Here is a 15,395-nt window from a genome sequence, read left to right as displayed (position 1 = left end):
TTTGTGTTTTTACCGGTTAATCAGGCGACCACTGCTTCAGCCGGCGAGACGATACTGGTCTTCATCCCGCGCGAACGACCCGAGCTCAGATAAGCCGCAATCGACTCCTGCGTCACCTCGCCAAGGAACACCCGCTCGGCATCCATCACCGGCAACCACGCGCGATTGAACTCGTACATGCGCGACAGCAGGATGCGCAAATGCTCGTCATACGCCGCCGTCGCGTTGAACTCACGCAGGAACTGCGCGCAAGTGCCGGTCTGACGGTGCAGATCACGACGGCGCACGTAACCCAAGGCCTTGTTGTCAGCACAGGTAACCACCACGTAGCGACGGTCATGTTCGTCCATCAATTCCAGCGCATCGGCCACCGGTGTTTCCGGGCTCACCGATGGCGCGTTGTCCGCCGCATCTTCGGCTTTCACCAGCAGCAGACGCTTGAGCGTGCTGTCCTGGCCGACGAAGCTGCTGACAAAGTCGTCTGCCGGGTGCGCGAGCAGCGTGTCCGGATGATCGATCTGCAGCAGTTTGCCGGCGCGGAAGATGGCGATCTTGTCGCCGAGTTTGATCGCTTCGTCGATGTCGTGGCTGACCATGATCACGGTCTTGTTCAGCGCGCGCTGCATCTCGAAGAATTCGTTCTGGATCATTTCGCGGTTGATTGGATCGACCGCGCCGAACGGCTCGTCCATCAACAGCAGCGGCGCATCCGCCGCCAATGCGCGGATCACACCGATGCGCTGTTGCTGGCCACCGGACAACTCTCGCGGATAGCGATGCAGATACTGCTTGGGCTCAAGCTTGATCATGCTCATCAATTCGCGGGCGCGGTCGTGGCATTTCTGTTTGTCCCAGCCGAGCAGTTTCGGCACGACGACAATGTTTTCTTCGATGGTCATGTTGGGGAACAGACCGATCTGCTGGATCACGTAGCCGATGTTGCGGCGCAGGGTCACTTCATCGAGATCGGTGGTGTCTTCGCCGTTGATGAGGATCTTGCCCGAGGTCGGTTTGATCAGGCGATTGATCATCTTCAGCGTGGTGCTTTTGCCGCAACCCGATGGCCCGAGGAACACACAGATTTCGCCTTCATTGACGGTCAGGCTCACCGAGTCCACGGCTTTGACATCTTTGCCGTTGCTTTGGAAAGTTTTGCTGAGGTTTTGAAGTTCGATCATTTGAGCAGTCCTTTTGGAGTCAACGAGCGTTGCAGCCATTGGAGAAACAGGTCAGCGAAAATGGCCAGAAGACTGACCAGCAGCGCGCCGACGATCAGCATCGACATGTCACTGCGGCTGATGGAAGCGAGGATCAACACACCGAGGCCGCCGGCGCCGATGGTCGCGGCGATGGTCATTACGCCGATGTTCATCACCACGGCGGTGCGCACGCCGGCGAGGATCACTGGCACCGCAATCGGCAACTCGACCATGCGCAGGCGCTGGCCGAAGGTCATGCCGATGCCGCGCGCGGCTTCACGGATACCGGGCTCTACGCCGGTGAGGGCGAGGTAGGTGTTGCGCATGATCGGCAGCAGCGAATAAAGGAACACGGCGGTGATCGCTGGCATCGGCCCGAGGCCTTGGCCGAACTTGGAATAGAACGGCAGCAGCAGACCGAACAGGGCAATCGACGGCACGGTCAGCAGCACCGTGGCGCTGGCCTGCAAGGGACCTGCTAGGGTCGGAAAGCGTGTCATCAGAATGCCCAGCGGCACGCCAACGACAATCGCCAGGGTCACGGCAATGCCGACGAGGGTGATGTGCTGCCAGGTCAGGTGCATCACCTGCTGCCAGTCGAGGTGGGAAAAGGCGTTCAGAAATTCCATGACTTTTCCTCCTTAGTTGAGTGGATGCTGGCGCAGGAAATCGGCAGCGACTTTCGAAGGGCTTTCGTGATCGACGTCGACCCGCGCATTGAGCTGGCGCATGGTTTCGTCATCGAACAGTTCGGCCAGCGGCTTGAGCTGTTCGGCCAGTTGCGGGTGCTTGTCGAGATAAGCCTGACGCACCACCGGCGCGGCGGTGTAGTCGGGGAAGTAATGCTTGTCGTCTTCCAGCAACTTCAGGCCGAAGGCGTTGAGGCGACCGTCGGTGGTGTAGACCAGACCGGCAAACACCTGGCCGTTGCGCAACGCCGTGTAAACCAGCCCGGCATCCATCTGGCGGATGTTCTTGCGGGTCAGGTTCATGCCGTAGAGATCGACCATGCCGATCAGACCGTCGGAGCGGTTGGCGAACTCGGTGTCCAACGCCACCAGGTGATTGGTCTTGGCTTCGGCACGCAGCACTTCGTTCAACTGGCTGATGTTGTTGATCTGCGGATATTCCTCAGCGACCTTTTTCGGCAGCGCGAGGGCGTAGGTATTGCTGAATTTCGACGGGGTCAGCCAGACCAGACCTTTTTTCGCGTCGAGTTCTTTTACCCGGGCGTAGGACTGGGCGCTGTCGAGTTTTTCGGTGACATGGTTGTAGGCCACCAGCGACACGCCGGTGTACTCCCAGAGCATGTCCAGCTGCCCGCTTTCGTGGGCGCTGCGGGCGAGGTTGCTGCCCAGACCACCGGTGATCTGCGCGTCATAACCTTTGCTGCGCAGGTATTGCGCGGTGATTTCCGCGAGCAGGGTCTGCTCGGTGAAGACCCGGGCGCCGAGGCGGATCACTGGTTTGTCGGCTGCTTGCGCGATTCCTGCGAACAGCAGAACGCAACCCGCTATCAATCCCAGAGTCGAACTAAATCGTTTCATAAATATTCCTTCGCAAGAGCCTTAAGACGGGCGCAAACCGCGTTCCAGCCAGAGACGGCTGGCGAGGGTGACCACGCCATCGAGCAGCAAGGCCAGCAGCGCGGTGCACGCGGCGCCGAGCAGCAGTTGCGGCTGATTGTTCAGGGCGATGCCAGGGAAGATCAGGCTGCCGAGGCTGTTGGCACCGATCAGGAACGCCAGCGGCGCGGTGCCGACGTTGATCGCCAAAGCCACGCGCACGCCACCGACGATGATCGGCACGGCGTTGGGCAATTCGACTTTCCACAGCACCTGGCGCGGGGTCATGCCGATGCCGACGGCCGCTTCTTTCAGCGAACCCTGCACATTTTTCAGGCCTTCGTAGGTGTTGCGCACAATCGGCAACAGGGAGGCGAGGAATAAAGCGAAGATCGCCGGGCCACTGCCGATGCCGAGGACGCCCAGGGCAATCGCGAGCACGGCCAGCGGCGGCACGGTGTTACCGATATTGAAGATCTGCATGAAGCGTTCAGCGCGGCCGACCATGGTCGGGCGACTGAGGAAGATGCCGGCGGGGATGCCCACGACAAGGGCGGCCAGCATTGAAGCGAGGACGAGAATCAGATGAGCTTGCAGGTAAAACAACAAATCGTCGCGGTAGTGTTCGATCGTGTTGATGCCGATCCAGTGGACCAGCAGGGCCAGGAGCGCGATCACCACCGCACCTCCCATCAGCCCTTTGCCATAGCGGATAGCCACAGGCGGACTCCTTTTTTTGTAGTCGGCGAACGCCCTCCCGTGTGGCATGCCATACATGGCTGCCGGGAATAAACGTTCGCGAGAAGCAGCTCCCTCAGCCCCGGCAAAAAGCGGTCTGAAAGCGAGCCATGAGCGCAGCCTCGTCAGGCTAACTTGCTGATTTTTCAGCCCCTGACGAAAATTCGTAACAGGGGATGGACGTCTCCGGGCTTTAAAAGGTTCCCATCTGCGGCAGCATTTGGCCACCCTTAATGTGCTCAACGGTTCGGTTATTGCATCGAGTTGGGCTATAATCGCGGCCCTTTTTTGAATCACCGCCAGGCGATTTCCCATGACCAACCAGGCCGCCGAAGTCGCGAAACGCCGCACTTTCGCCATTATTTCCCACCCCGATGCCGGTAAAACCACGATCACCGAAAAGCTCCTGTTGATGGGCAAGGCGATTGCAGTGGCCGGTACGGTGAAATCCCGTAAATCCGATCGCCATGCGACATCCGACTGGATGGAGATGGAGAAGCAACGGGGTATTTCCATTACCACGTCGGTCATGCAGTTCCCGTATCGCGAACACATGATCAACCTGCTCGACACCCCGGGCCACGAAGACTTCTCCGAAGACACCTACCGCACCCTGACGGCGGTGGACTCGGCATTGATGGTCCTCGACGGCGGTAAAGGTGTCGAGCCACGGACCATTGCGCTGATGGACGTCTGCCGTCTGCGTGACACGCCGATTGTCAGCTTCATCAACAAACTCGACCGTGACATCCGCGACCCGATCGAACTGCTCGACGAAATCGAAGCCGTTCTGAAAATCAAGGCTGCGCCGATCACCTGGCCGATCGGTTGCTACCGCGACTTCAAGGGCGTGTACCACCTGGCCGACGACTACATCATTGTCTACACCGCCGGTCACGGTCACGAACGCACCGAAACCAAGATCATCGAGAAGCTCGATTCCGACGAGGCGCGCGCGCACCTGGGCGACGAGTACGAGCGTTTCATCGAGCAGCTGGAACTGGTGCAGGGCGCTTGTCACGAATTCAACCAGCAGGAATTCCTCGACGGTCAACTGACGCCGGTGTTCTTCGGTACGGCGCTGGGCAACTTCGGTGTTGACCACGTTCTCGACGCCGTCGTTGACTGGGCACCACGTCCGCTGGCCCGTGTGGCCAACGAGCGTACCGTTGAACCGGTCGAAGAGAAGTTCTCGGGCTTCATCTTCAAGATCCAGGCGAACATGGACCCGAAACACCGCGACCGTATCGCTTTCATGCGTATCTGCTCCGGCAAGTACGAGAAAGGCATGAAGATGCGCCACGTGCGCACCGGCAAGGACGTGCGCATCGGTGACGCCCTGACGTTCTTCTCCTCCGAGCGTGAGCAGCTGGAAGAAGCTTTTGCCGGCGACATCATTGGTCTGCACAACCACGGCACGATCCAGATCGGCGACACCTTCAGCGAAGGCGAGACCCTCGGTTTCACCGGTATTCCGCACTTTGCGCCGGAGCTGTTCCGTCGTGTGCGTCTGCGTGATCCGCTGAAGTCCAAGCAGTTGCGACAGGGGCTGCAGCAGTTGGCTGAAGAGGGCGCGACGCAGGTGTTTTTCCCGGAGCGCAGCAACGACATCATTCTTGGCGCCGTGGGTGTGCTGCAGTTCGATGTGGTCGCCAGCCGTTTGAAGGAGGAATACAAGGTTGAGTGCTCGTATGAGCCGATCACTGTGTATTCCGCGCGCTGGATTGAGTGCACTGACAAGAAGAAGCTTGAGGAATTCTCTAACAAGGCTGTGGAGAACCTTGCCGTTGATGGCGGTGGTCACCTGACTTACCTGGCGCCGACGCGGGTTAATCTGGCGTTGATGGAAGAGCGTTGGCCGGATGTGAAATTCCGCGCGACGCGTGAGCATCATTAAGCTCTGAATTGGTTGGTCCGAAGCCCTCGATGTGAAAGCATCGGGGGCTTTTTGCTTTGGTCTTGGCGGCCTGTGGGCCGACCAGGTTCTTGGGGTTTTGGGTGAATATCCGTTGCTTTGGGTGTTGCCGCTGGCGGTTTCGCTCTTACAGCGAGTCCCTTTGGCAAACGCCCCAAAGGAACCAAAGGTCTGCGCCCTGACGTTCGGCCCACTCGCTGGGGCTCGGGGTTCCTTCGCTCCGGGATCGATCCGGGGGCATCGCTTCCGGTTTGCTTCGCTGCACCTCCTTTCGATGTGTTCGACTTCGTCGAACGGCGCTGCGCGCCTACCCCCGGATCAATCCCTCCACTCAGCCTGCCGACGGGCTCCAAGATCAAAAGCAGGCGAGCTGACACTCGGCCTATTGAGTGGTTAAGGGCCAAGCGGTGTTCGGCTATTGGTTTGTGTTGGGGCTGCCCCTCACCCCAGCCCTCTTCGAGGGAGAGGGAGCCGATTTGTGTGCTTTTCAGAATCTGAGTTCGACTCGGTATTTCACGTCGGCGTAGCTCTCCCAAACACCTCGGTCAGTCCCCTCTCCCTCCGGGAGAGGGCTAGGGTGAGGGGCTTTTGATCTGTTTCAGAGTCGGAGTTCAACTCGGTATTTCAGGTCGGCGTAGCTCTCCCAAACCCCGCGATCAGTCCCCTCGCCCTCCGGGAGAGGGCTAGGGTGAGGGGCTTTTGATCTGTTTCAGAGTCTGAGTTCAGCTCGGTATTTCAGGTCGGCGTAGCTCTCCCAAACACCTCGGTCAGTCCCCTCTCCCTCTGGGAGAGGGCTAGGGTGAGGGGCTTTTGATCTTCGGCACGGTTTTATCGCGCGCAATGGCTGTAGGACGCCTCGGTTTATCGTGATCTCGATGCACTTGAACGCGACATCCAGCCTGCTGACCGTTAGTGTTTCAGCTCCACCCAAGTCGCTCTGAGAGGTCAATGGAATGACGAGTCGCCTGACTCACTTGCTACGACTGGACGGCTATTTCAGTGTAATGGCTTGGGTGCTCGGTGCGCTGTTGTTCATCAATCGCCTGAGCAGCATGGTCAAGCTGTTCATGGCGTTGTACCTGCGTCAGGAGCTGGGGCTGGCGATCGAGACCGTGGGCTGGTTGCTCTCGGCCTATGGCGCGGGGTTGCTGGTGGGTTCGATACTCGGTGGCTGGCTCAGTGATCATGTGCGCACGGCGCGGCTGACGGCGTCGCTGTTCTTTGTTTCAGTGTGGGTGCTGATGCTGCTGGGGCTGGTCACGCAAGTGCCGTTGCTGGCTGCTTTGCTGTTGCTCAGCGGAACCAACGATGGTGCCATTCGCACGCTGCATCAGCGGCTGATCATGGAATATTGCGAAGTCGCTCAACGTTCGCGTGCGCAGGCCTTGAGCCGGGTGGCGCGCAACCTCGGCATGGCGGCCGCCGGCGTCGCGGGCGGGGTGTTGGCGCAGACCGATTTTCGCTGGGTGTTTTTCGGCAGCGCGGCGATGACGTTGTTGGCGCTGCTCTGGTTTGTTCGCACCACGTGGCAGCGGCCGGTGCTGATCAATGACAAAAAGTCCACGGATGACGCAGGTTCCGGGGTGCCGTATCGCGACAAACCGTTCCTCTGGTTGCTGGCGGCGACGGCCGTGCTTGGCATCGCGTTTGATACGGTCTACAGCACGCTGGGCAATTACCTGCGTGATTACTATCACTTGAGCACCGAGGCGATCGGCTGGCAGTTCGGCCTCAATGCGTTGCTGGTGATCGCCCTGCAGATTCCGCTGTCGCACTGGGGCGAACGTTGGGGCATGCGTCGGCAAATGCTGCTCGGCAGTGTGTTACTGGCTTGCGGGTTGGGCATGCTGCCGTTCGGTTCCGGGCTGTTTTACGTCTGCCTGTCGACGCTGATCTGGACCTTGGGCGAGGCCTTTTTCATGCCGCCGCTGAATGTGCTGGCGATGCGCTTTGCCCAAGGCGGCAAAAGCGGTCAGTACTTTGGCCTGTTCTTTATGAGCTGGAGCGCCAGTGCGCTGTTGTCACCGGTACTCAGTGGCCAGTTGTATGGTCAATTCGGTGGTCACAGTGTGTGGCTGGCGAGTGCGCTGATGGTGTTGATTTCCATCCCTCTGACTTGGCAGGCCACGCGCGTGCGCCCGGTCGCTTAGCTGATCCGGCTATTGGCGTTATTCGAAAGCAATCTGTCTGCTGAGGGCATTTCTGCCTGCTCGTTAGCGTCCTATCTGGTGAACCCGATGGATCGGAACTAGATTTCACACAGCGCCAGTCAGGCACGAATGTCTCACCTGAAAATGGATGGAGTCGGCTATGAAAAGCAGGTTGCTACGGGTTTTATTGCTGTTGAAAGTGATGGTCATGCTGTCCCTCGGCACCGCGACGGCCTGGGCCGAGTGCGAGGATCACGATTCCCAGGCGTTCAACGGAAAGATTGGGCATAGCGGCTTGATGCTCGCCAAGTCTGAGTCCGAGCCGGGCGATCAGGACCAGGGCGGCAGTAAAGACGATGACGACTCGACCACTGACGAGCCGGACACTGATGACGACGACGGCGACAGCCAGACGTAAATCGCAGGCAAAAGAAAACCCCTTCTGCCTCGACTGATGCGCAATCGAGGCAGAAGGGGTTTGGTTAACACGTCACTCTCTTTGAAATGCGATCACTGTGGGAGCGAGCTTGCTCGCGAAAGCGGTGTATCAGGCGACATCTATGTTGAATGATCCAACGCCTTCGCGAGCAAGCTCGCTCCCACAGTGTTTTGTATCGCTCTCCAGATTTGCTTATGCCGCGCCGTCGAGGAACTGCTCGGCGTAGTGGCAAGCCACTTGCCGGCTGTCGAGCTGGCGCAACGCTGGCTCTTCGGTGCTGCAACGCTCGGTCGCATACGGGCAGCGCTTGTGGAAAGCGCAGCCCGGTGGCGGGTTCAGCGGGTTGGGCAGTTCGCCGACGATCTTGATTTTCGGCTTGTTCGGGTCCGGGTGAATGGTCGGGGTCGCCGACAGCAGCGCCTGGGTGTACGGGTGCAGCGGACGCTCGTAGATGTCGTTCTTCGGCCCCAGTTCCACCGGGCGACCGAGGTACATCACCATCACGTCATCGGCCACGTGTTGCACCACCGCGAGGTTGTGCGAGATGAACACGTACGCGGTGTTGAACTCCTGCTGCAGATCCATGAACAGGTTGAGCACCTGCGCCTGAATCGACACGTCCAGTGCCGAGGTCGGTTCGTCCGCCACCAGCACTTTCGGTTGCAGCATCATGGCGCGAGCCAGGGCGATACGCTGGCGCTGACCGCCGGAGAACATGTGCGGATAGCGCTGATAGTGCTCGGGACGCAAGCCGACCTGCTTCATCATCGCCTGGACTTTTTCGCGACGTTCGGCGGCGGAAAGGTTGGTGTTGATCAGCAGCGGCTCGCCGAGCTGGTCACCGACTTTCTGTCGTGGGTTCAACGACGCGTACGGGCTTTGGAAGACCATCTGCACGTCTTTGCGCAGTTGCTTGCGCTGGGCCTTGTCGGCGCCGGCGACTTCCTGGCCGGCGATTTTCAAGGATCCGGACGACGGATCTTCAATCAGCGTCAACGCACGGGCGAGGGTGGATTTGCCGCAGCCCGATTCGCCTACAACAGCGAGGGTCTTGCCGGCTTCCAGTTCGAACGACACGCCGTTCAGTGCGCGCACGGTCGCATGGCCCTTGAACAGGCCACGTGAGACTTCGTAGTGACGGGTCAGGTCGCGGGCGGTAAGTACGACGGCCATTACGCCACCTCCTGGTTCAGCGGGAAGAAGCAGCGGGCGAGGCTGTGGGCTTTCGGATCAAGGCCTGGACGCTGCGCGCGGCAGCTGTCCTGCACGTACGGGCAGCGTGGCGACAGCAGGCAACCCTGCGGACGGTCGTAGCGGCCCGGAACGATGCCCGGCAGGGTCGAAAGACGTGCGGCGCCGAGGCTGTGCTCGGGAATCGCCTTGAGCAGTGCTTCGCTGTACGGGTGCGCCGGGACGTCGAACAGTTGCGGCACCTGACCGACTTCAACGGCTTGGCCGGCGTACATCACACAGACGCGCTGGGCAGTTTCAGCCACGACCGCGAGGTCGTGGGTGATCAGTACCAGGCCCATGTTCTGTTCTTTCTGCAACGCCAGCAGCAGATCCATGATCTGTGCCTGAATCGTCACGTCCAGCGCAGTGGTCGGTTCGTCGGCGATCAGCAGTTTCGGCTCGCCGGCAATCGCCATGGCGATCGCGACGCGCTGGCTCATACCGCCGGACAGTTGATGCGGGTAGGCGTCCATACGGCTGGCTGCGCCCGGGATTTCGACTTTTTCCAGCAGTTCGATCGCGCGTTTACGCGCTTGCTTGCCGGACATTTTTAGGTGCAGGCGCAGCACTTCTTCGATCTGGAAACCGACGGTGTAGCTCGGGTTCAGCGCGGTCATCGGGTCCTGGAACACCATCGACAAGTCTTTGCCGACGATCTGCCGACGCTGACGGTTGCTCAGCTTGAGCATGTCTTTGCCGTCGAAGCTGAGCGAGTCGGCGGTGACGATGCCGGGATGCTCGATCAGGCCCATCAGCGCCATCATGGTCACGGATTTACCCGAACCCGACTCGCCAACGATGGCCAGCACTTCGCCTTTGTCGACTTTCAGGTCGAGGCCATCGACGACGGGGGTCGCGGTCTTGTCGCCGAAGCGAACGTTGAGATTCTTGATTTCTAGCAGTGACATGGGAATCTCCTCAGGCGGCGTTCTTGAGTTTCGGGTCCAGCGCATCGCGCAGACCGTCGCCCATCAAGTTGATTGCCAGCACGCTGAGCAAAATGGTCAAACCAGGCAGGCTCACCACCCACCAGGCGCGTTCGATGTAGTCGCGGGCCGAAGCCAGCATGGTGCCCCACTCAGGGGTTGGCGGTTGTACGCCAAGGCCAAGGAAGCCCAACGCAGCGGCATCGAGAATCGCCGAGGAAAAGCTCAAGGTTGCCTGAACGATCAGCGGTGCCATGCAGTTCGGCAGCACGGTGATGAACATCAGCCGTGGCAGGCCGGCACCGGCCAGGCGCGCGGCGGTCACGTAGTCGCGGTTCAGTTCGCCCATCACGGCCGCGCGGGTCAGACGCACGTAGGACGGCAGCGAAACCACAGCAATGGCGATCACGGTGTTGATCAGGCCAGGGCCGAGGATGGCGACGATCGCCACCGCCAGCAGCAGCGACGGCAGGGCCAGCATGATGTCCATCAGACGCATGATGGTCGGGCCGATCATCTTCGGGAAGAAACCGGCGAACAGACCCAGCAGGATCCCCGGAATCAGCGACATGACGACCGACGACAAACCGATCAGCAGCGACAGGCGCGAACCCTGGATCAGGCGTGACAGCAAGTCGCGACCGAGTTCATCGGTGCCGAGCAGGAACTGGATTTGCCCGCCTTCCAGCCACGCCGGCGGCGTCAGCAGGAAGTCACGGTATTGCTCGCTCGGGTTGTGCGGGGCGACCCACGGCGCGAACAGTGCGCAGAAAATCACCAGCAGCATGAACAGCAGGCCGGCAACCGCGCCCTTGTTCTTCGAGAAGGCTTGCCAGAATTCTTTGTACGGTGACGGGTACAGCAGACTTTGATCCGCGTTGGCGGCGGTGGCTACTGAGGATGTTGGAGTGCTCATGGTTATGGACCTCAGCGCTGATGACGGATGCGTGGGTTGGCAAAGCCGTAGAGGATGTCCACTACGAAGTTGACCAGAATCACCAGGCAGGCGATTAACAGGATGCCGTTTTGCACAACCGGATAGTCCCGGGCGCCGATGGCTTCGATCAGCCATTTACCGATGCCGGGCCAGGAGAAGATGGTTTCGGTCAGAACCGCACCGGCCAGCAGCGTGCCGACTTGCAGGCCGACCACGGTGAGTACCGGAATCAGTGCGTTACGCAGACCGTGCACGAACACCACGCGCGACGGCGACAGGCCTTTGGCCTTGGCGGTGCGGATGTAGTCTTCGCGCAGCACTTCGAGCATCGACGAACGGGTCATCCGCGCGATCACCGCCAGCGGAATAGTGCCGAGCACGATGGCCGGCAGGATCAGGTGATGCAGGGCATCGAGGAACGCGCCCATGTCGTCGGCCAATAGCGTGTCGATCAGCATGAAACCGGTGCGCGGCTCGATGTCGTAAAGCAGATCGATCCGCCCGGATACCGGGGTCCAGCCCAGGCTCACCGAGAAGAACATGATCAGGATCAGGCCCCACCAGAAGATCGGCATCGAATACCCCGCGAGGGAGATGCCCATCACCCCGTGGTCGAACAGGGATCCTCGCTTGAGTGCCGCAATCACCCCGGCCAGAAGGCCCAGAATGCCGGCGAACAGCAGGGCGGCCATGGACAGTTCCAGGGTCGCCGGGAAGAGGGAGGTGAACTCGGTCCATACGCTTTCACGGGTACGCAGGGATTCGCCGAGATCGCCGTGGGCCAGTTTGCCGATGTAGTCCAGATACTGGGCATACAGTGGCTTGTTCAGACCTAGGCGTTCCATTGCCTGAGCGTGCATTTCGGGGTCGACCCGACGTTCGCCCATCATCACTTCCACGGGGTCGCCCGGAATCATGCGAATCAACGCGAAAGTCAGCAAGGTGATGCCGAAAAACGTGGGGATCAACAACCCCAGTCGGCGGGCAATAAAACTAAACATCTTGTGTGGTACCTCATCAGCCGGTTAGGCGTGCCCGGTGTCCCTGGGTCAGGAACACCGGGAGTTTCTTATCTACTTCACCTGGGTGGTGGCGAAGTTATTAGTGGTGAGAGGGCTGATGTGATAGCCCTCTACGTTGTTGCGCATTGCAGTAAACATCCGGGTGTGGGCCATGCTGATCCACGGTTGATCCTGATTAAACAGGACCTGAGCCTGCTCATAGAGTTTCGCGCGTTCGGCCGGATCTACTTTAGCCCGTGCTTCGTCGAGCAGTGCCTGGAATTTCTCGTTGCACCAGCGCGCGTAGTTTTCGCCGTTCTTGGCAGCTTCGCAACTGAGCATAGGCGTCAGGAAGTTATCCGGGTCGCCGTTGTCGCCCGCCCATCCGGCCGAGACCATGTCGTGCTCACCGGCCTTGGCGCGTTTGAGCATTTCGCCCCATTCCATCACGCGGATGTCGATCTTGATCCCGACTTTCGCCAGGTCAGCCTGCATCATTTGTGCGCCCAGCATCGGGTTCGGGTTGGTCGGGCCGCCACCGTTGCGGGTAAACAGGGTAAACACGGTGCCTTCCGGCACCCCGGCTTCCTTGAGCAGGGCGCGGGCCTTGTCGAGGTCACGTGGCGGGTTCTTCAGGTCGTGGTTGTAGCCCAGCAGCGTGTCCGGGTACGGGTTGACCGCGACGGTCGCATTGCCCGGGCCGAACAGCGCGTTGACGTAAGCCGCTTTGTCGAAGGCGATATTGATGGCCTTACGCACGCGCACGTCGCTCATGTATTTATGCTGAGTGTTCATGCCGATGTACGAAACGGTCATCGCGTTCAGCTCATCGACCTTGAGCTTGTCGTCTTTCTTGATGCTCGGGATGTCATCCGGCTTCGGATACAGGGCGATCTGGCACTCGTTGGCCTTGAGCTTCTGCAGGCGCACGTTGTTGTCGGTGGCGATCGCCAGAATCAACGCGTCGGCCGGTGGCTTGCCACGGAAGTAATCCGGGTTGGCCTTGAAGCGCACCTGCGCATCCTTGGCGTAGCGCTGGAAAATGAACGGGCCGGTGCCGACAGGCTTGTTGTTGAGGTCGCCGGTCTTGTTGGCCTTGAGCAACTGATCGGCGTACTCGGCGGAGTAGATGGCGGTGAACGGCATCGCGACGTCGGCCAGGAACGGCGCTTCGCGGCGGGTCAGGGTGAACTTGACCGTGTGGTCGTCGACTTTTTCTACGTTTTTGAGCAGTTCTTTGAAGCCCATGCTTTCAAAGTACGGGAAGCCCACGCTCGACAGCTTGTGCCAGGGGTGATTCGGGTCCAGCTGACGCTGGAAGCTCCAGACCACGTCGTCGGCGTTCATGTCGCGGGTCGGCTTGAAGTATTCGGTGGTGTGAAACTTGACGCCTTGGCGCAGGTGGAACGTGTAGGTCAGGCCGTCTTCACTGATTTCCCAGGTGTCTGCCAGGGCCGGAACGATTTCCGTGGTGCCAGGCTTGAAGTCCACCAGACGATTGAAGATGGTTTCGGCCACAGCATCCGCCGTGACTGCAGTTGTGTACTGGACCATATCGAAGCCTTCCGGACTGGCTTCGGTGCAGACCACCAAGGGTTTGGCCGAGACGCCGATGGCGACACTCAGCAACGCAGCCGCAACGGCCGCACGTAGGGGAAGCATTTTCATCGATAACCCTCTGCAATCGGTTGAAGACAAAAAGCCGAACGGCCGACTCATCATGAGTCAGCCGTCGGCTGGCGTTTTTTACAGGATGTTGAACGGGATGGTAGTCACGAGACGGAACTCGTTGATGCTGCCGTCAGCCTGGTTTTCGCTGGCGCGGTGGGTGGTGTAGGTCGCGCGGATCGTGGTGGCCTTGAGCGGGCCGCTCTGCACAGCGTACGAAGAGCCGATGCCGTATTCGTAATGGTGTTCGCCGTCCATGTTGCGCACGTCGTAAGCGGTGCCGACGTAGTGAGTACCGTCGATGCCCCAACCGCGAGCGCTGTAGGCGTTGAACTTCAGGCCCGGAATGCCGTACTCGGCCATGTTGATGCCGTAGGCGATCTGGAAGGATTTCTCGTTTGGTCCGTTGAAGTCCGACAACAGGGAGTTGGCCAGGTAGATGCCGTTGGTTTCGTGCAGGTAGTCGAAGTACTCGTTACCGTTCACTTCCTGGTACGAGAAGGTCAGGGTGTGTGCCTGGTGAGTCAGACCGAACGACAGCGAGTAGGTGTCGTTGTCGATCTCGCCCATCAACTTTTTGCCTTCGTCGACGGTCTTGTAGTAGTTCAGGCCGGTGGTCAGGCTCAGTACCGAGCTGTCGCCCAGTTCGTGAGTGGCGCCGAAGTAGTACTGGTTCCAGAAGTCTTCAGCCTGGGTCGCGTAGAGGCTGGTTTTCAGGCTCTTGAGCGGCTGGTAGTTCACGCCGGCGGTGTTGACGTGGTCGGTTTCAACACCGGTGTTGCTGTATTCGGTGCGGAATTTCGACAGGCTCTGTTCGGTACGTGGCGACACGCGGTCGAAGGTCGCGAGGTCGAACGACAGATTGTCGAATTCTTCACTGTGGATCGCCACGCCTTCGAAGCTTGATGGCAGCGGACGGTTGCCGATAACGTCGACGATCGGGCTGCTGAAGTTCATGCGGCCGGCGGTCAGGGTGGTGTTGGAGATACGCGCCTTGACGTTGGCCAGACCCAGTTTGCTCCACTGATCGACGGCGTCGCCGTTGGAGTGGGCGAGGGTACGGTTGGAACCGCCCTTGATGTCTTCGCGGCTGCGATCCAGAGCAATGGCGTTGTACGCCGCGACTTCAGTGCTGATCCCCACGGTGCCTTGGGTGAAGCCCGAGGTGTAGTTGAGAATGGTGCCCTGAACCCAGTTGATCCGGCGCGAACCGGTCAGGGTTTCGCCGTGGCGTTCATAGCTGAAAGTGCCGCCGCGCTTTTTTTCTTCGTTGGCGTACCAGTTACGGGTCGAACCCGACAGGCTCTGGCCATCGATAAAACCCTTGGCTTCGGACTGGGCGCTGGTGCTGGCCAGTTGCGTCGGTATGAAGTCCTGGCTGACGCTTTCAGCATGGGCTCCGGCGGTGATGCTGCTGATGGCCAAAGCCAGTATCGCGGTGTTGCTCAGTTTCATGGGTGAAGCTCCTTTACTTTCTTTTTATGCCGGCTTTTTTTGGTATGCCGGTTATTGGTTTAGAACTCATTCACACATCGCAAACGTTTGCAAAAAGCCGGATTGGCAAATTTCGGCAAATCGCTTGCGTGAGGGGCTAGACAGCGCCCCTCAGCGTTGCGGCTAATCG

General features: G+C 59.7%; 13 protein-coding genes. 3 read left to right on the top strand and 10 right to left on the bottom strand.

Features of this window, described 5'->3' with window-relative positions; genetic code table 11:
• Nucleotides 1-20: 20 nt before the first annotated feature.
• The 4 genes from HUW52_RS27190 to HUW52_RS27175 are packed head-to-tail and all read right to left on the bottom strand — an operon-like array spanning nucleotide 21 to nucleotide 3,457.
• Nucleotides 21-1,178, bottom strand: coding sequence for a betaine/proline/choline family ABC transporter ATP-binding protein (locus tag HUW52_RS27190; RefSeq protein WP_175555350.1), 1,158 nt, complete (start codon nucleotides 1,176-1,178; stop codon nucleotides 21-23).
• Nucleotides 1,175-1,828, bottom strand: coding sequence for an ABC transporter permease (locus HUW52_RS27185; RefSeq protein WP_007915307.1), 654 nt, complete (start codon nucleotides 1,826-1,828; stop codon nucleotides 1,175-1,177). The genes HUW52_RS27190 and HUW52_RS27185 overlap by 4 nt, the downstream gene beginning before the upstream one ends.
• 12 nt (nucleotides 1,829-1,840) lie before the next feature.
• Nucleotides 1,841-2,746: a glycine betaine ABC transporter substrate-binding protein gene (locus HUW52_RS27180; protein WP_175555349.1), complete on the bottom strand. Its 906-nt coding sequence runs from the start codon at nucleotides 2,744-2,746 to the stop codon at nucleotides 1,841-1,843.
• Between the two features lie 21 nt (nucleotides 2,747-2,767).
• Nucleotides 2,768-3,457 carry an ABC transporter permease gene (locus HUW52_RS27175; protein WP_169844036.1) on the bottom strand — a complete coding sequence of 230 codons (690 nt, stop codon included), beginning with the start codon at nucleotides 3,455-3,457 and terminating at the stop codon, nucleotides 2,768-2,770.
• 358 nt (nucleotides 3,458-3,815) lie between these two features.
• Here HUW52_RS27175 and HUW52_RS27170 point away from each other — a divergent pair, with 358 nt between their 5' ends.
• The 3 genes from HUW52_RS27170 to HUW52_RS27160 all read left to right on the top strand — a co-directional run bounded on the left by HUW52_RS27170 (nucleotide 3,816) and on the right by HUW52_RS27160 (nucleotide 7,985).
• Nucleotides 3,816-5,399: a peptide chain release factor 3 gene (locus HUW52_RS27170; RefSeq protein ID WP_016986350.1), complete on the top strand. Its 1,584-nt coding sequence runs from the start codon at nucleotides 3,816-3,818 to the stop codon at nucleotides 5,397-5,399.
• A gap of 971 nt (nucleotides 5,400-6,370) precedes the next feature.
• Complete coding sequence (locus HUW52_RS27165) at nucleotides 6,371-7,567, top strand: MFS transporter (RefSeq protein WP_175555348.1); 1,197 nt, start codon at nucleotides 6,371-6,373, stop codon at nucleotides 7,565-7,567.
• Nucleotides 7,568-7,727: 160 nt separating this feature from the next.
• Complete coding sequence (locus HUW52_RS27160) at nucleotides 7,728-7,985, top strand: hypothetical protein (protein ID WP_016985405.1); 258 nt, start codon at nucleotides 7,728-7,730, stop codon at nucleotides 7,983-7,985.
• A gap of 213 nt (nucleotides 7,986-8,198) precedes the next feature.
• Here the strand turns inward: HUW52_RS27160 and HUW52_RS27155 are convergent, their stop codons facing one another.
• From HUW52_RS27155 to HUW52_RS27130, 6 genes are all read right to left on the bottom strand, one after another.
• On the bottom strand, nucleotides 8,199-9,179 hold the full coding sequence (locus HUW52_RS27155) for a peptide ABC transporter ATP-binding protein (RefSeq protein ID WP_007917625.1): 981 nt from the start codon (nucleotides 9,177-9,179) through the stop codon (nucleotides 8,199-8,201).
• Entirely contained in the window at nucleotides 9,179-10,147 is a 969-nt protein-coding gene (locus tag HUW52_RS27150; RefSeq protein WP_016985406.1) for an ABC transporter ATP-binding protein, read from the bottom strand. Before HUW52_RS27150 ends, HUW52_RS27155 begins: the two co-directional genes overlap by 1 nt.
• A 10-nt stretch (nucleotides 10,148-10,157) precedes the next feature.
• Entirely contained in the window at nucleotides 10,158-11,081 is a 924-nt protein-coding gene (locus tag HUW52_RS27145; protein ID WP_016985407.1) for an ABC transporter permease subunit, read from the bottom strand.
• An 11-nt stretch (nucleotides 11,082-11,092) separates the two neighbouring features.
• Entirely contained in the window at nucleotides 11,093-12,103 is a 1,011-nt protein-coding gene (locus tag HUW52_RS27140) for an ABC transporter permease subunit (RefSeq protein ID WP_007953665.1), read from the bottom strand.
• Between the two features lie 72 nt (nucleotides 12,104-12,175).
• Complete coding sequence (locus HUW52_RS27135) at nucleotides 12,176-13,771, bottom strand: ABC transporter substrate-binding protein (protein WP_016985408.1); 1,596 nt, start codon at nucleotides 13,769-13,771, stop codon at nucleotides 12,176-12,178.
• 78 nt (nucleotides 13,772-13,849) lie between these two features.
• The gene (locus HUW52_RS27130) at nucleotides 13,850-15,226 is read right to left on the bottom strand and encodes an OprD family porin (RefSeq protein WP_175555347.1); all 1,377 of its coding nucleotides are present in this window, start codon (nucleotides 15,224-15,226) and stop codon (nucleotides 13,850-13,852) included.
• Nucleotides 15,227-15,395 lie beyond the last annotated feature (169 nt).

The organism is Pseudomonas sp. 43A, from assembly GCF_013363935.1.
Classification (GTDB): domain Bacteria; phylum Pseudomonadota; class Gammaproteobacteria; order Pseudomonadales; family Pseudomonadaceae; genus Aquipseudomonas; species Aquipseudomonas crudilactis.
This window is presented reverse-complemented; position numbering and strand designations above follow the sequence as displayed.